The sequence below is a fragment of the Nonomuraea sp. NPDC050540 genome, assembly GCF_044457485.1.
GTDB lineage: Bacteria > Actinomycetota > Actinomycetes > Streptosporangiales > Streptosporangiaceae > Nonomuraea.
The window spans coordinates 96,102-113,018 of sequence record NZ_JBITHA010000011.1; the positions used below are offsets into that span (position 1 = coordinate 96,102).

The window sequence follows — 16,917 nt, forward strand, 5'->3', positions numbered from 1 at the left end:
CTCCAGGCTAGAGGGTGAGGAGGGCGGTGATCCTGGCGCCTTCCGCCTCGCCCGTGTGTTCGTGGTCCCTGCGGCGCGATCCCAGAACCGGGAGGTAGCGGCGGGCCGCGTCGGTGTCGACGTGGTCGAGGAAGGCGGCCAGCAGGTCGGGGCGCAGCTCTTCCAGCGCCGGGTCCAACGGAGCCGAGGCCAGCACGATCCACGTCGAGGCCACGTCGGCCGCGGCGGCGCCCCTGGCCGCGTCGGCCCAGTCGATGACGGTGGGGCCGTCGGCGGTCAGCAGCACGTTGGCCGGGTGGAGGTCCAGGTGGAGCAGGCGGTTGCCGGGGCAGCCGTCGGCGGCCGGCAGCCAGCCGGGGGCGCGGATCGCGCCGAGCCTGGTGAGCAGCCCGGCGAGCAGGCGGCCGTGGCCGGGCAGGTGGTTCGGGTGAGCGCGGGCGTCGTCGGCCACGCTCACCCCGTCGAGGTGCTCCATGAGGATGTCGGGGCCGTCGGCGTCGTACACCTCGGGAGCGGGGAAGCCGTGCCGCCGCGCGTGCCGCATGATCGACGCCTCGCGCTCAAGGCTGCGGCCGTCGCGGGCGCGCCGGATGACCTTGCCGGAGCCGGAGGCCAGGATGTGGCAGTCACGGCCGGAAGCGATCAGGTTTCCCGCATGCATGCCATTAAGCCTAAGCACGGATCGGCAAAAACCGCACTGGCCAGAAATTGCGGTAACTAGTGGCCAGTGACAACGCTCACCTGCCCTGATGTCCAGTATTCGCAGAGAACTTCCTGCCATAAGCCGCCAAATGCATATGGGGCTATGGTGGCGACGACAGCCGATTTAAATCGAATTATTGGGCTGCATTCAATAAGGCACCTGAGGAGGTGCGCGTTGCTGGAAGTAGTCGATCTTGTCAAGCGTTATGGCCCGGTCACGGCATTGGACGGTTTCACCCTGAGCGTCGCGTCCGGCGAGATCGTCGGACTGGTCGGGCACAACGGGGCGGGGAAGACGACCTTCGTGGAGATCGTCTCCAACCTGCTGCGCCAGGACAGCGGCCACGTGACCATCGACGGCAAGCCGCCGGCCGACGTGCGCGGCCAGGTCGGTGTGGCGCCCCAGCACATCGCGCTCTATCCCACCGTGACGGTCCGCGAACACCTGGTGTTGTTCGGCCGGCTCGGCGGGCTGCGACGCGCCGCCTTGGACTCCGCCATCGACGACCTCGCCGTACTGCTCCGCCTCACCGACCTCATGGACCGGCGCACCGGCCGGCTCTCCGGCGGGCAGCAGCGCCGTATCCAGGCCGCGACCGCGCTCATCCACCGCCCGCGGCTGATGCTGCTGGACGAGCCGACGGCGGGCGCCGACCTGGAGACCAGGCAGGCGATCCTCGACGTCGTCAAACAGCGCGCCGGCGAGGGCGCGGCGGTCGTGTACACCACCCACTACCTCCCGGAGATCACCGAGCTTCAGGCCACGATCGCGGTCGCCCGCGACGGGCGCGTGATCGCCCGGGGCACCTACGACGAACTGATCGAGGGCCTGCCCGGCGAGGTACGCCTCACGCTGGACAACGAGGAGGAGATCAGCGTCTCCACCACGGAGCCCACGGCCACGCTCATCGACCTGCTCAACCGGGCCGAGCGCCCGGTCAGCGCGGTCGACCTGCGCAACCCGTCCCTGGACGACCTCTACCACTCGCTGGCGGCCCGCGATGCTTCTTGACGCCGCTCCCCGAGCGGGGGGCATGTTCTACCGGATCGCCGCCATCGCGCGGCACAACTGGATCGTCCGCCTGCGCGACCCCGGCCAGATCATCAGCTACATCGCCATGCCGATGGTGCTCATGCTGGTGCTCAAGCCCCTGTACGTCAGGGCGCTGGACGCCGGCTCCACCCAGGTGGCCACCGGCCTGATGGTGATGTTCTCGGTCTTCGCGATCGGGCTGGCCGGCAACTCCATCCTGTCGGAGCGCACCTGGCGTACCTGGGACCGGCTGCGGGTCAGCCGGGCGCCGGCGATCGAACTGCTCGTCGGCAAGACCTTCCCGATCTTCCTGGTCATGGTCCTGCAGCAGACCATCCTGGTGATCTACGGCGTGATCGCCATCGGCCTGCCGCTGCCCGCCGAACCCTGGTGGGTGGCGCTGGCCATCCTCATCTGGGCCTTCGCGCTGCTGGCGATCGGCGCCGCGCTGGCCACGCTGGTGCGCAGCCACGGCGAGCTCAGCGTGATCTCCGACGTGGGCGCGCTGACGCTCAGCTCGCTCGGCGGCGCCCTGGTGCCGCTCAGCATCATGCCGGAATGGGCGCAGATCGCCGGTCACGCCTCGCCCGGGTACTGGGCCCTCTCGATGCTGCAGGCCGCGGTCGCCGGCAACGAGTCGGCGATGCTGCTGCCCGCCTCCGTCCTGCTCGCGATCGGCCTGCTGGCCGGCACCTTCGCCGCCCGGCGGCTGGCCCGCGGCTGGAGCCGCGGCAAGTTGATGTAAGGGCCCGACCAGAAGCACAAGCCAATTCCGTGAAGAGGGGCATGTTGATGGACCAGCACCACTCACCGGGCGAATCCGATGTCGCGATCATCGGCATGGCCGGCCGGTTCCCAGGGGCCTCCGACGTGGGGACGTTCTGGCGCAACATCAGCTCGGGCGCCGAGTCGTTCACGACGTTCACCGACGAGGAACTGATCGAGTCCGGCGTCAGCCCCGCGACGTTCCAGCAGCCGAACTACGTGCGCATCCGGCCGATCCTGGAGGGGATCAAGGGGTTCGACGCCGCGTTCTTCGGCTACAACCCGCGCGAGGCGACGCTGGCCGACCCGCAGCAGCGCATCTTCCTGGAGTGCGTCTGGGAGGTGCTGGAGTCGGCCGGGTACGCCCCCACCGACGGCCGCGGCAGCGTCGGCGTCTTCGCCGGCATGAACATCAGCGGCTACCTCCTCACCCGGCTCGGCGCGTTCAACATGGGCATCGACACCTCCGCCCTGATGATCGGCAACGACAAGGACTCCCTGGCCACGAACGTCTCCTTCCGCCTGGACCTGAACGGCCCGAGCCTGTCGGTGCAGACGTTCTGCTCGACCTCCCTCGTGGCCGTCCACCTGGCCGGCGAGAGCCTGCGCCGCGGCGAGTGCGACATGGCCATCGCCGGCGGCGTCTCGGTGCGCATCCCCGACCGCATGGGCTACCTGTGGGAGGAGGGCGGCCAGGAGTCGCCCGACGGGCACGTGCGCACCTTCGACGCGCAGGGCCGCGGCAGCATGTTCGGCGACGGCGCGGCGGTGGTCGCGCTGAAGCGGCTGGACGACGCCGTACGCGACCGCGACACCGTGCTCGCGGTGATCCGCGGCTCGGCGATCAACAACGACGGCGCGATCAAGTTCAGCTACCTGGCCCCGAGCATCGACGGCCAGCGCCGCTGCGTGTCCGCCGCTCTGAAGCGGGCGGGCGTGGACCCCAACGACGTCTCCTACGTCGAGGCGCACGGCACCGCCACCGAGGTCGGCGACCCGATGGAGGCCGCCGCGCTCACGCGGGCCTTCGGCCAGACGAAGAAGAAGCAGTACTGCGTGCTCGGCTCGATCAAGCCGAACGTCGGCCACCTCGACCGCGCCTCCGGCGTCACCGGCCTGATCAAGGTGATCCAGTCGCTGCGCCACGAGCTCATCCCGGGGACGCTGCACTACACCTCCCCCAACCCGGAGATCGACTTCGACAACAGCCCGTTCCGCGTGACGGCGGAGAACACCCCGTGGCCGCGCGCGGCCGAGCGCAAGCGCATCGCCGGCATCAGCTCGCTGGGCATGGGCGGGACCAACGCGCACGTCATCCTCACCGAGGCGCCGGTGCCCGCGCCGCGCAAGCAGCGCGCCCGCCGCTGGCAGATCCTGCCCGTCTCGGCCAAGTCGGCCGCCGCCGCGGAGAACTCCTGCGCCAGGCTGGCGGAACGGCTGCGCGACAACGACGTGGACCTCGGCGACGTGGCCTACACGCTGCAGCTGGGCCGCCGCGTCTTCAACCACCGCAAGATCGTCATCGCCGACTCGACCGGCGAGGCCGCCTCCCGGCTGGCCGACCCGGCCGGTTCGCTGGGCCGTAACGACGCGACGGTCGGCCGCAAGGCCGGGTTCCTCATCGCCGGGGTCGGCGAGCAGTACCCGGGCATGGTCGCCGACCTGTACGCCGAGGAGCCCGCCTACCGCGCCGACGTCAACGAGTGCCTGACGGTGCTCGGCCTGACCGAGCCCGGCCAGCTGTCGGACATCTTCGTGACCCCCTCGGGCGAGAACGAGGACACCGCCGGCGACCTGGCCAGGCTGCTGGGCCGCGCCGCGCCGGCGCCCGCCTCCGCCACCGAGGCGCACCTGGTCCAGCCGGCCGTCTTCGTCGCCGAGTACGCGCTGGCCCGTCAGTTCATCCGCTGGGGCGTGCGGCCCGAGGTCATGGTCGGCTACAGCCTCGGCGAGTACGTGGCCGCGTGCCTGTCGGGCGTGCTGTCGCTGGAGGACGCGCTGAAGCTGGTCGCCTACCGGGCCAAGCTGATCACCTCGCAGCCCGAGGGCGCGATGCTCGCCGTCGCCGCCGACGAGCGCCGGCTGAAGACGGTTCTCGGCGCACTGTTCTCCGACGAGCTGGACGTGGCCGTCAGGACCGGCTCGCAGGTCGTGCTGGCCGGACCGGTCGAGGCGGTCGAGTCGGCCATGGAGAAGCTGCTGGAGGTCAAGATCGGCCACCGGCGCCTGGAGACCACCCACGCCTTCCACTCCCGGATGCTGGCCCCCGTCGCCGACGAGCTCACCACCTGGATCAGCGACAACATCACGCTCAACGCCCCAGAGATCCCCTACGTCAGCAACGTCACCGGCAAGCTCGCCACCGCCGAGGTCGTCACCGACCCCGGCTACTGGGCCCGCCACATGTGCGAGACGGTGGAGTTCGGCGCCGGTCTCGAGCACGTGCTGAGCGTTCCCGAGCTGGCCCTCGCCGAGATCGGCCCCGGCCAGTCGCTGGGCGCGCTGACCCGCGGCCACGCCGCCTGTGACCGCAACCAGTGGCCGCTGATCGTCACCACGCTGCCCGCCGCCGGCGACCGCCAGGACGCCAACGCCGCCGTCGCCGCCGCGGTGGGCCGCCTCTGGCTGACCGGCGTGCCGGTCGACTGGGAGGTGCTCCACGACGACGAGGGCTGGCGGCCGGGCCGCGTACCGCTGCCGACCTACCCGTTCGAGCGTCAGGACTACTGGCTCGACATCGACCTCAACTCGCCCATGATGGGCGGCGGCAGCGGCGCGGCCCTGTTCGACGAGAGCGACCCGACGAGCATCGCCAAGGCCTTCCCGCGCCTGCCGGACACGGAGTGGATCCACACGCCGGTGTGGAAGCAGACCGCGCACCGCCCCGCCCGCGCCGACGAGGCCACCCGCTGGCTCGTCTACACCGACGACGGCCTCGCCGACTCGCTCGCCGCGCGGTTGCGCGCCGAGGGCCGCGAGATCGTTCTGGTACGGCCCGGCGACCGCTTCACCAGCGACGGCGACGTGCTGACCGTCCGGCCCGGCTCCCCCGAGGACGCCGTGTCCGCGCTGCGCGAGCTCAACGGCCGCGACTGGCTGCCCGAACGCATCGTGCACATGTGGAACGCCGAGCACGGCAGCGAGCCGATCGAGACCAGCCTGCAGCGCGGCCTGTACAGCATCGTGGCCTTCGCCCGCGCCGCCGGCGACCTGGGCCTGCCGGGCTGGTGGCTGGACATCGTCACCAGCGGCAGCCACCACGTGCTGCCCGGCGACCGCATGACGCCGGAGCGCGGCACCCTGCTCGGCCCCGCCCGGCTCATCCCGGTCGAGTACCCGAGGGTGAAGACCCGCCTCATCGACATCGACGAGGTCAGCGCCCGCGAGGTCGTGTCCGAGCTACTCACCGAGCCGACCGACCAGGTCGTCGCGCTGCGCGGCGGCAGGCGCTGGATCCCCGACTACGAGGCGCTCGACGCCGCCTACATCGAGGAGGCCCCGCCCGCGGCGACGGTCCGCGAGGGCGGCGTCTACATGGTGACCGGCGGTCTCGGCGGCATCGGCCTGGCCATGGCCGAGCGCCTGGCCGAGGACTACCGGGCCCGCCTCGTCCTGCTCGGCCGCACCCCGGTGCCGCCGCAGGACCAGTGGAACCAGATCCTGGCCGCCGACAGCACCGCGAACGAGGTGCGGCGGCGCATCGAGGGCCTGCGCCGCCTGCAGGCGGCGGGCATCGAGGTGCTCACGGTCGCCGCCGACGTCTCCAAACCGGCCGACGTACGGCGGGCCGTACGCGAGACCCTGGACCGCTTCGGCGAGCTGAACGGCGTGCTGCACGCGGCCGGTGTGCCCGCGGTGGGCCTGATGCAGTTCAAGACCGGAGCCGACATGGAACGCGTGCTGGCCCCGAAGGTGGCCGGGACGCTGGCACTGGCCGAGGCGCTGAAGGACGTGCCGGTGGACTTCCTGGCGCTGTTCTCCTCGACCACCTCGGCGACCGGCGGCGGCGCCGGCCAGGTGGACTACTGCGCGGCCAACGCGTTCCTGGACTCCTTCGCCTTCAGCGACGCGCTGCCCGGCGTGGCGCTGGCCTCGATCGACTGGTGCGAGTGGGAGTGGAACGGCTGGACCGACGGCCTGGAGAACTACGACGAGGGCTCCAAGCAGTACTTCGAGTGGTACCGCGGCCAGTTCGGCCTGTCGTTCGACGACGGCTGGAAGACGCTGCAGCGGGTGCTGGCCAGCGGCCAGCGGCACGTGGTGGCCTCCACGCAGGAGTTCGCCCCGCTGGTGGCGATGAGCCGCCGCTCGTCCATCGAGAGCCACCAGGCGACGGTGAAGAAGATCCGCGACGCGTTCGGCAGGCACCCCCGGCCGGACCTGTCGACGGCCTACGTCGAGCCGCAGAGCGAGACCGAGACCAAGATCGTCGAGGTCTGGGAGGAAGCGCTCGGCCTGGAGCAGGTCGGCATCCATGACAACTTCTTCGAGCTCGGCGGCAACTCGCTGCTCGGCATGGAGATCATCGCCGACGTCAGGAAGGCCCTGGAGCTGTCGTACCTGCCGCCGCACATCCTCTACCAGGCGCCCACGGTGGCCTCCCTGGCCGAGGCCGCCACCGCGCAGGACAGCGGTGACGACGACGAGCAGGACGACGGCAGGGACCAGCAGCGCTCCAGGATCGCGCAGCGCCGCAACATGCTCAGGAGTGGGAGGAACAACGTATGACGGAGACCACCGACTATGACTCAGCCATCGCGCTGATCGGGATGTCCGGGCGGTTCCCCGGGGCGAGCAACGTCGATGAGCTGTGGAGCAACCTGCTGGCCGGCGTCAAGGGCCTGCGGAAGATCACCGAGGAGGAGCTGACGGAGTCGGGCGCCGAGCCCGGCACGCTGGCCGACCCCCGTTACGTCCGCGTCGGCGGGCCGGTGGACAACCTGGCGATGTTCGACGCCTCGGTCTTCGGGATCAACCCCCGTGAGGCGGAGTCCATGGACCCGCAGCACCGGCTCTTCCTGGAGTGCTCGTGGGAGGCGCTGGAGAGCGCCGGCTATTGCCCGACGGACGTACCCGGACAGGTGGGCGTGTTCGGCGGCTGCGGCTTCCCCGACTACATCGTCAAGAACATCAACCACCTCATCTACCAGCCCGGCGGCGCGCTGCTCATGGCGGTCGGCAACGAGCGCGACTCCCTCGCCTCGCTGGTCGCCTACAAGCTGGGCCTGCGCGGCCCGGCGATCTCCGTCCAGACGTTCTGCTCGACCTCGCTGGTCTCCGTCCACCTGGCCTGCCAGAGCCTGCTGACCTACGAGTGCGACATCGCGCTGGCCGGCGGCGCCTTCACCCCGCTGCCCCAGCCCTCCGGCTACCTGTACGAGCAGGGCGGCATCATGTCGCCCGACGGGATCGTGCGCAGCTTCGACGCCGAGGCGGGCGGCACCGTGATGGGCAGCGGCGCCGGCGTGGTCGCGCTCAAGCGCATGTCGGAGGCGCTGGCCGACGGCGACGTGATCCACGCGGTGATCCTGGGCTCGGCCGCCAACAACGACGGCCGCATGCGGGCCGGCTACACCGCGCCGGGCGTGGAGGGCCAGGCCGAGGTGATCGAGTCCGCGCTGGGCGTGGCCGGGGTCAAACCCGAGACGGTCGGCTACGTCGAGTGCCACGCGACCGGCACCATGCTGGGCGACTCGATCGAACTGGCGGCCATGAACCGCGTCTTCCGCACCGGCCGTGACACGCCGTGCGTGCTGGGCTCGGTCAAGCCGAGCCTGGGCCACCTCGACCGCGCCTCGGGCGTGACCGGCCTGATGCGGGCGGCCATGAACCTGAAGAACGAGCTGCTGCCCGGCACCCCCAACTACCAGACGCCCAACCCGGCGCTGGCCTCGGCGCAGGACCGGTTCACCGTCCTGACCGAGCACCAGCCCTGGCCCGAGGGCCCGCACCCGCGGCGGGCGGGCGTCAGCTCGTTCGGCCTCGGCGGCACGAACGCGCACGTCGTCCTGGAGCAGGCGCCGCCCCGCGAGGAGCGGCCGGCGCGTCCCGGCCCGCACCTGCTGGTGTATTCGGGCGGCGACGACCAGGCCCTCACGGACGTGACCACCCAGCTGCGCCGCTACCTGGAGGACGAGGACGGCGTGGACCTGGCCGACGTGGCCTACACGCTCCAGGTCTCGCGCGGCGGCTTCGCCAAGCGCCGGGCGGTCGTCGTCCGCGACCGCGCCGACGCCATCGCCGCGCTGTCCGACCCGTCGCGCTGGATCGACGGCAAGACGCAGCGCCGCCACGCCAAGGTCAAGCTGATCCGGCCCGCGGGTGAGGTCCCGGACAGCTGGTGGGCCGACCTGCGCGCCGCCGCCACCGAGCTGGCCACCGGGGAGGCGGCCGCCAAGCTGCGGGCCGTACCGGACGAGACGGCGGGTGAGGACGACGCGAGCGGCCGGGAGGCGGCGCTCACCGCGTTCGCCTACAGCCTGACCGCGCTCGGCATCCGGACCCTGCGCGACGGCAAGGACCAGGCCAACGGCGTCGAGGAGCTCGTGGTCGAGCCCGACGGCGACCTGTCGGCAGCCGAGTGGGTGCTGGCCGCGCTGGCCAGGCTGTGGCAGGGCGGCGTCACCGTCGACTGGCCCGCGCTGCACAAGGGCGAGGGGCGGCGCGTGCTGCTGCCGACCTATCCCTTCCAGAAGCGCAGGTTCTGGGTCAAGCCGCTGCCCGGCCAGGCGCAGGCGCCGGTCGCCGAGGGCAAGAACTTCGACCGCTCCCAGTGGACCTACCTGCCCACGTGGAAGCAGCGTCCGCTGTCCACCACCGACCTGGACGAGCAGCTCAGGCTGGCGGGGCCGTGGCTGGTGTTCTCCGCCGACGCGCGCGGCGAGGCGCTCGTCGGGCGGCTGAACCAGGCCGGCGCCGAGGTGACGGCGGTACGGCCAGGCGAGCGCTTCGAGCAGGACGACGCCGGCGACTTCACGATCCGGGTGGACAAGCCCGACGACGTGGCCGAGCTGATCTACTCCCTCGTGGCCGGCCCGCGCGCCATCGTGCACGGTTTCAGCCTCGCCAGTCCCGAGGCGGACGGCGACCCCGTCGAACACTTCACCACCGAGCAGAACCGCGGCTTCTACTCCGTTCTCGCGCTGGCCAGGGAACTGGTGGACAACACCGGCTCGGCCCCGCGCGCGGAGCTGGTGCTGCTGACCTCGCAGGCGGTGGGCGTGGCCGGCGCCGACCTGCGCCACCCCGAGCACTCCACGCTCGCGGCCCTCGCCCCGAGCCTGGCCCAGGAGAACCCCCGGCTGCGCGCGCGGCACATCGACGCCGACGAGGTGGCCGAGGACGGCCTGCACCTGCTGGCCGCCCAGATCCTGGCCGCGTCCGTCGCCCCCTACGAGGGGCCGATGGCCGTGCGCGCCGGCGAGACGTTCGTGCGCGCCTACGACCAGCACCCCATCACCGAGCCCGAGGGCGAGGCGCGCCCGATCCGCGACGGCGACACCGTCCTCATCACTGGCGGTCTCGGCGACGTGGGCCTGGTGCTCTCCCGCCACCTGGCCAGCACATACGGCTGCCGCCTCGTGCTGACCGCCCGCTCCCCGCTGCCGCCGCGCGAGGACTGGGACGCCTACCTGGAAGCGCACGACGGGGACCGTACCTCGCGGCACATCCGCAACATCCGCGACCTGGAGGCGAGGGGCGCCACGGTGCTCCCGCTGTCGGCGGACGTGGCGAACGAGGAGCAGATGGCGGCCGTGGTCAAGGCGGCGGTCGGCCGGTTCGGCACCATCGACGTCGTGGTCCACGGCGCCGGGGTGCAGGACGGGGCGTACTTCAACTTCGCCCACCTCATGGACCGCCAGCAGTGCGACGCCCACCTGGCCGCCAAGGTCACCGGGTTCCACGTGCTGCAGAAGGTCCTGGGCGATCGATGCCCGGAGCGCCGGATCACGCTGTCGTCCATCGCCTCGGTGCTGGGCGGGATGACGCTGGCGCCGTACGCGGCGGCCAACGCCGCCCTGGACGCCTACGTCAGGCAGGCCAGGACGGCGGGCGAGGGCCGGTGGGTCACCGTCGACTGGGACACCTGGGCGATCGACCCCGACCGGGTCGAGGGCCACAGCGAGGCCGTGGTCGGCTACGCGATGGCGCCCGCCGAGGGCGTGGACGTCTTCGAGCGCACGCTGTCCGCGGCCGACCGCGCCGGGCACTTCGTCATCTCGACGGGCTGGCTGGAGACGCGGATCGCGCAGTGGGTGACCGGCGACATCCACGACACCGACGGCGACTTCGACGAGCAGGAGCGCCACCCACGGCCCGAGCTGAACAACGCCTACGTCGAGCCCGCCCCCGGCACCGAGACCACGCTGGCCGACATCTGGTCACGGGTCCTCGGCATCGAGCCGATCGGCGCGCTGGACAACTTCTTCGAGCTCGGCGGCCACTCGCTGCTGGCGATCGAGCTGACTACCCGCATCCGCCGGGCCGTGAGCGCCTCGATCCCGGTGACGGGACTGCTGGAGTGCCCGACGGTCCGCCAGCTCGCCGCACTCCTCGACGCGAGGGACGAGGATGAAGCAGCCTGAGTACCTGCGGACGGTACAGGCCTTCGCCCGCCGCGAACTCCTGGGCAAGGACGCCTACCTCGACTCGCTGGCCGAGGCTCCGCTGCCGCTCTACGAGCGGTTCGCGGAGACCGGCCTGGCGAACTGGTGGCTGCCCGAGGAGAGCGGCGGGCTGGGTCTCGGCCTGGAAGAGAGCGTGCGGATCACCGCCGAGCTGGCCTACGCCGACGCGGGGGTGGCCTTCACGCTCTTCATCCCGGTCCTGACGACGAGCATGGTCTCCTGGTACGGCAGCGCCGAACTCAAGGAGCGTCACCTGAAGCCGCTGGTCAACGGCGGCTACGCGGCGACCCTGGGCAGCGAGCACGCCGCCGGCAGCGAGCTGGCCAGGATCACCACCACGGCCCGCCGCGAAGGCGACCAGATCGTGCTCGACGGCGAGAAGGCGTTCTCCACCAACACCGGCTTCGCGAACTTCCTCGTCGTGGTCGCGCGCGCCCAGGACGACCCGGCGGGCTACCTCGCCGTCCTGGTCCCGCGCGAGACCCCCGGCGTCAGGATCGACAAGCGCTGGGACGTCATCGGCCTGCGCTCGTCGGCCACCTACCAGGTCTCCCTGTCGGGCGTCCGCGTGCCCGCGGCCAACGTGCTGCGCGGCAACGGCCTGCGCCTGCTGGAGATCGGCCTGAACGCCAGCCGTATCCTCATCGCCACCACGGCGCTGGGCATCGCCCGCCGCATCCGCGACGTCTGCATGGAGTACGGCAAGGCCAAGCAGGTCAAGGGCGCCCCGCTGGCCAACAACGCGGTCTTCGCCTCCCGGCTCGGCCAGTTCGAGATGCAGATCGAGGTCATGGCCAACCAGTGCCTGGCGGCGGCGCGGGCGTACGACGAGGTGGCGGCCAGGCCGGACGCCGGCGAGGAGTTCCTGCGCGTCGGCACGCTCAAGCAGGCGCTGACCACGAAGATGTTCTGCGGCCAGACCGGCTGGCAGATCGCCTCGGCGGCGTCGGAGATGTTCGGCGGGCTCGGCTACACGCACGAGTCGGTCATCGGCAAGCTGACGCGCGACATGCGCTACGTCTCGATCGTGGAGGGCGGCGACGACGTCCTGCGCGACCTGGTCTTCAGCCGGTACGTGGTTCCGGTGTCGAAGCGGTCGTGACGAGGGCCGCGGCGTAGCCGGGCGCCACGTCCAGCCACCGCACCGGCCACTCACCGTCAAGGGAGCGCGAGCCCACCAGGGCCGCGCTCCCTTCGTATGCCGGGGTGACCCGCGTGTCGCGCAGCCCGGCCAGGCCGACGCCAGTGGCCTTGATGTAGGCCTCCTTGGCGGTCCACAGCCGGAAGAACTCGGGCGCGCCCGCCGCGCGGACGCGCTCGGCTTCCTCCGGTTGGTACATGCGCGCGGCCAGATCCAGGATGTCGGCGTCGGAGCTGATGCGCTCGACGTCGACGCCCACCCGCCGGCCCTCGGGAGCGACGGCGATCAGCGCCCACTCCCCCGAATGCGACAGATTGAAGTCCAGGCCGCGGTGGTCGAGGCGGGGGCGGCCGCCGTCCTCCGTGCTGAAGGCGAGCCGGGCGGCGGGGATGCCGCACAGCTCGCCCAGGATCCGCTTGAGCGTCGAGCGCGCCACCACCCAGCGGCGGCGCTCCAGGGGGTCGGCGAAGCGCAGCGCCCGCTCGCACTCGGCCTCGGAAAGGGCCGACCAGCCGGGCATGCCCGGCCGGTCGAGGTGCACCTTCCACACCTTCACACCCACGGCCGCAGCGCCTCCGCGAGGATGCGGTGCGTGAGCATGGCCTGCTCGAAGACGGCGAAGTGGCCGCCGTCGAAGGGCCGCAGCACGAACGCCGCCGCGGTCTGGTCCCGCCAGCCGATCACCTTCGACTCGGCGATGCGCGGGTCCCTGGTGCTCGGCAGCGCGGTGATCGGCAGGTCCAGGGGCGGCTCCTGCGCGTACGTGTAGGTCTCCTTGATCGTGAAGTCGGCCTGGATGGCCGGCAGGATCATCGCCATGGCGCCCTCGTCACTGAGCAGCCACTCCGGCGTGCCGCCGAGCCCGCGCAGGAACGACACCAGCTGCGGCCTGGTCATCGTGCGTACCGGCTGGCCGTCCTCGTAAGTGACCTGCGGCGCGTCGCAGCCGGAGACGAACAGGTGCACCGGCTCCGGCCCGCCCCGCCGCCGGATCTCCCTGACCAGCTCGAACGCCACGAGCGCGCCGAGGCTGTGCCCGTAGAGCGCATAGCGCCGCCCGGCGGCGTTCAGCTCCACGTCGGCCAGGACGACATCCGCCAGATCGGAGACCAGGGCCCCCATCCGCTCGTAGGCCGGCTCCTTGTGCCTGGCTTCCCGGCCGGGCGGCTGCACCGGCTGGACCGCCACCCCCGGCAGCTTGCGCTGCCAGAGGCGGAAGGCCGAGGCCGCGCCGCCCGCGTGGGGCAGGCAGTACAGCGGGAGCGCGCCGGGTTCGGCGCCGGTCTGCGTGCGGAAGGGCAGCCAACGGTTGAGCGCGTCCGTGCTCATCACGTCGTTGACGGTCATGGGGGGCGCCTCATTCCACGATCTCAAGCTGCACGTACGACGGCGGCGGCTGGACCACGCTCAGGTCGGCCTCCAGGACCACGTGCGCGCCGTCCCTGCTCACCTCCCGGAACCCGGCGAACGCGTAGGTGACCTGCATCATGCGGTTGCGGCCCGTCTCCACGAAGTCGGCGCGGACCGCGGCCCCGGCCTCGGCGGCCAGCCGCATGATGTGGTTCAGCAGGACCATGCCGACGCCGCGTGACATCACCCGGCACGACATGAGCATCATGTTGAGCCGCCAGACCTCCTCCTGCTTCTCCACCAGGGCCAGCCCGATCTTGCCGTAGCTGCCGAACTTGTCGGTGAGCGAGGCGACCAGGACCAGGTGGTCGGGCGACTCGCGCAGCGTGTCGAGCTCCTCGTAGGAATAGGTGCGGCCGGTGGAGTTGAGCTGGTTGGTGCGGACCGTGAGCTCCTCCGCCCTCTGCAGGTCGTCGCGGAGCGCGGGCGCGATCGTGAACGACATCTCCAGGCTGGCGAGGAACTCCTCGTTGGTGCCGACGAACTCGCTCTCCAGCTCGTCGCGGGCGATCTGGCCCTGGTACATCTCGCGGCGCAGCGCCGACTCGTCGGTGACGAAGCGGGGCTGGAACTCCGGCCGCTCCAGCGCGTCGTGCAGCTCCAGGATGTCGACGCAGGTCACCTGGGGCACCTCGTGGGCCACCTCGGCCAGCTCGAAAGGCTGGTCGTCGACGAAGGCGAAGGCGTCCAGGCCCAGGTTGAGCGCCTTGGCGATCCGGCGGATGGACTCCGACTTGGCGTTCCAGCCGATCTGCGGGAACAGGAACATCTTGTCCAGGCCGAGCACGCGCAGCTTCTCCAGCGCGGTGTCCCGGTCGTTCTTGCTGGCGACCGAGTGGAGGACGCCCTTGCGGTCGAGTTCGAAGATCGCCTCCACCACGCTCTCGCGGACGTGCACCTCCTCGTCCTCCAGCAGGACCCCGTCCCACAGCGTGTGGTCGAGGTCCCAGACGATGCACTTGATCCGCCCCTGTACGGGTTTCTCGGGGAGGAGGGCGACGGTCTCTACGGTCATGGCTTCTCCCGATCTGCCTGACCAGCGATGGTCATGCGCTGGATCTCGTTGCTGCCTTCGATGATCTCCATCACCTTGGCGTCCCTGTAGAAGCGCGCCACCGGGTAGTCGGGGGTGAACCCGTTGGCACCGTGGATCTGGACCGCCTCGGAGGCGTGTTTCGCCGCCGCGGTGGAGGCGAAGTACTTGGCGATCCAGGTGGCCATGAGCGTGGCCGAGTCGCCCGCGTCCTTCAGCCGGCCGGCCTCGGACAGCAGCAGGCGCGCCGCCCGCGCGTCGGTGACCATGTCGGAGAGCTTCGCCTGGATGAGCGGGAGGTCGCGCAGCGGCTTGCCGCCGACCTCACGCTTGGCGGCGTAGGCCGCGCTCGCCTCCAGGCAGCCCTGGACGATGCCGACCGACCCGGCCGCCACGCTGTAGCGGCCCAAATCGAGGGTGCCGGTGAGGACCATCCCCGCGGTGAAGCCGCTCGGGCCGAGCAACGCCTCGCGCTCGACCTCCACGTCCGTGAAGGTGATCTCGGCCAGCATGGAAGCCCGGGTGCCCAGGATCTCCTCGATCGGGCGCACCCGGACGCCCGGGGTGTCCTTCGGCACCAGGAAGGCGCCGATGCTGGAGGCGGTGCGGGCGAAGACGAGGAACACGTCCGCCCGCTGGCCGCCGGTCGTCCACTTCTTGGTGCCGTTGATCACCCAGCCGCGGTCGGTCTCCGTGGCGGTGGTGGTGATGCCGGAGGTGTCGCTGCCGGCGCCCGGCTCCGACAGGCAGAAGGCGCCCAGCGCCGCTCCGCTCGCCAGTGCCGGGCCCCACTGCTCGCGCTGGGCCGGGGTGGCCCAGCGCTGCACGGTCCACGACAGCATCGTGTGCACGGTGAGCAGGCTGCGGACCGAGGAGCAGCCCCGGCCCACCTCCTCGTGCACCTCGCCCAGCGTCACCATGTCCATACCGGCGCCGCCGTACCGCTCGGGCAGGAAGGGGGCCCACAGGCCCGCTTCGCTCGCCTTGCGGATCAGGTCCTCGGGCACGCGGCCGTCGAGGTCCCAGGCGTCGGCATGAGGCACGATGTGCGCGTCGACGAACTCGCGGGCCGAGCGCCGGTCGGTGACCCTGCTCGTGGTCACGCCGCCACTCTCGCCAGCCTGTCGACCAGCTCGGCCATCGAGTCGGCCGTGCGGAAGTTGTCGATGCGCAGCTCGTCGTTGGGGATGGTGACGCCGAAGGTCTTCTCGACGAACATCACCAGCTCCATCGCGAACAGCGAGTTGACGAACCCGAGGGCGAAGATGTCCTGCGCGGCGTCGAGCTCGGCCTGCGGGAAGCGGCCACGGACGAAGTCGAGGATCTGGCCCTGAGCGGTGTTGGACATGGTGGTGAACCCTTCTCAGTTGTAGGTGTAGAAACCGCGGCCGGACTTACGGCCGTGCAGCCCGGCGTCCGTCATCTGCTTGAGCAGGGGGCACGGCCGGTACTTGCTGTCCGCGTAGTGCTCGTAGAGCACCTCGACGGAGTAGAGGATGGTGTCGACGCCGATCAGGTCGGCGGTCTCCAGCGGGCCCATCGGGTGGCCGAAGCAGCTGCGGAAGACCTCGTCGACGGACTCGGCGGTGGCCACGCCCTCGTGGACCAGGTACGCCGCCTCGTTGACGGTGAGCATGAGCACCCGGTTGGAGACGAACCCGCAGGCGTCCTTGACGTCGATGGCCTTCTTGCCCATGGCCTTGAGCAGGTCGCGCGTACGCTCGACGGTCTCGGCCGAGGTGTGGAAGCCGGGGATCAGCTCGCAGGCGGGCTTGGCCGGCACCGGGTTCATGAAGTGCACCCCGACGACCTTGTCGGGACGCCGGGTGATCGAGGCCATCTTGGTGATCGGGATCGCCGAGGTGTTGACCACGAAGACCGTGTCGGGCCCGCAGACCTCGTCGAGCTCCTCGTGGACGGCCCGCTTGACGTCCCAGTTCTCGGTGACGTTCTCGATGACGACCTCGGCCTTGGCCGCGCCGCCGACACCCACCGACGTGGTGATCCTCGACAGGATCTCGTCGGCGTCCAGCGCCGGTCCGCCCATGAGCCGGCTCATCCGCGCGTTGCGCGAGATGGTTTCGAGCGCCTCCTTGAGAATCTGCTCGTCCTTGTCGACCAGGACCACGTCGTGCCCGGTCTGCGCGAGGTTCTGGGCGACGCCGACGCCCATGACGCCTGCGCCGATTACGCCGATCAAAGCCAT

12 protein-coding genes are annotated in these 16,917 nt (G+C 71.1%); 5 read left to right on the forward strand and 7 right to left on the reverse strand.

Annotated features, from left to right (window positions below):
- Positions 1-7: 7 nt before the first annotated feature.
- Entirely contained in the window at positions 8-661 is a 654-nt protein-coding gene (locus ACIBI5_RS33110; protein WP_397252663.1) for a phosphotransferase, read from the reverse strand.
- A gap of 216 nt (positions 662-877) precedes the next feature.
- Here ACIBI5_RS33110 and ACIBI5_RS33115 point away from each other — a divergent pair, with 216 nt between their 5' ends.
- From ACIBI5_RS33115 to ACIBI5_RS33135, 5 genes are read left to right on the forward strand one after another with little or no spacing between them, the layout of a single operon-like run.
- Positions 878-1,714 carry an ABC transporter ATP-binding protein gene (locus tag ACIBI5_RS33115; RefSeq protein WP_379611814.1) on the forward strand — a complete coding sequence of 279 codons (837 nt, stop codon included), beginning with the start codon at positions 878-880 and terminating at the stop codon, positions 1,712-1,714.
- Positions 1,715-1,736: 22 nt separating this feature from the next.
- Positions 1,737-2,480 carry an ABC transporter permease gene (locus ACIBI5_RS33120; protein WP_397252664.1) on the forward strand — a complete coding sequence of 248 codons (744 nt, stop codon included), beginning with the start codon at positions 1,737-1,739 and terminating at the stop codon, positions 2,478-2,480.
- A 41-nt stretch (positions 2,481-2,521) separates the two neighbouring features.
- Complete coding sequence (locus tag ACIBI5_RS33125) at positions 2,522-7,228, forward strand: SDR family NAD(P)-dependent oxidoreductase (RefSeq protein WP_397252665.1); 4,707 nt, start codon at positions 2,522-2,524, stop codon at positions 7,226-7,228.
- A complete protein-coding gene (locus ACIBI5_RS33130) occupies positions 7,225-11,085 on the forward strand; it encodes an SDR family NAD(P)-dependent oxidoreductase (RefSeq protein WP_397252666.1) in 3,861 nt (1,286 codons plus the stop codon). The genes ACIBI5_RS33125 and ACIBI5_RS33130 overlap by 4 nt, the downstream gene beginning before the upstream one ends.
- Positions 11,072-12,229, forward strand: a complete 1,158-nt coding sequence (locus tag ACIBI5_RS33135) for an acyl-CoA dehydrogenase family protein (protein ID WP_397252667.1) — start codon at positions 11,072-11,074, stop codon at positions 12,227-12,229. Before ACIBI5_RS33130 ends, ACIBI5_RS33135 begins: the two co-directional genes overlap by 14 nt.
- Here ACIBI5_RS33135 and ACIBI5_RS33140 read toward each other — a convergent pair.
- Genes ACIBI5_RS33140 through ACIBI5_RS33165 form a run of 6 tightly spaced genes read right to left on the reverse strand, consistent with a single transcriptional unit; the run spans position 12,192 to position 16,917 of the window.
- Positions 12,192-12,830 (reverse strand): 4'-phosphopantetheinyl transferase family protein, encoded by a 639-nt coding sequence (locus tag ACIBI5_RS33140; RefSeq protein WP_397252668.1) that lies wholly within the window; start codon positions 12,828-12,830, stop codon positions 12,192-12,194. The genes ACIBI5_RS33135 and ACIBI5_RS33140 overlap by 38 nt on opposite strands.
- A complete protein-coding gene (locus tag ACIBI5_RS33145) occupies positions 12,821-13,615 on the reverse strand; it encodes a thioesterase II family protein (RefSeq protein ID WP_397252669.1) in 795 nt (264 codons plus the stop codon). The genes ACIBI5_RS33140 and ACIBI5_RS33145 overlap by 10 nt, the downstream gene beginning before the upstream one ends.
- Before the next feature lie 10 nt (positions 13,616-13,625).
- Entirely contained in the window at positions 13,626-14,693 is a 1,068-nt protein-coding gene (locus ACIBI5_RS33150) for an HAD-IIIC family phosphatase (protein WP_397252670.1), read from the reverse strand.
- Positions 14,690-15,814: an acyl-CoA dehydrogenase family protein gene (locus ACIBI5_RS33155; protein ID WP_397252671.1), complete on the reverse strand. Its 1,125-nt coding sequence runs from the start codon at positions 15,812-15,814 to the stop codon at positions 14,690-14,692. Before ACIBI5_RS33155 ends, ACIBI5_RS33150 begins: the two co-directional genes overlap by 4 nt.
- Positions 15,811-16,059 (reverse strand): acyl carrier protein, encoded by a 249-nt coding sequence (locus ACIBI5_RS33160; protein ID WP_184971176.1) that lies wholly within the window; start codon positions 16,057-16,059, stop codon positions 15,811-15,813. Before ACIBI5_RS33160 ends, ACIBI5_RS33155 begins: the two co-directional genes overlap by 4 nt.
- 15 nt (positions 16,060-16,074) lie before the next feature.
- Entirely contained in the window at positions 16,075-16,917 is an 843-nt protein-coding gene (locus tag ACIBI5_RS33165; protein ID WP_397252672.1) for a 3-hydroxyacyl-CoA dehydrogenase family protein, read from the reverse strand.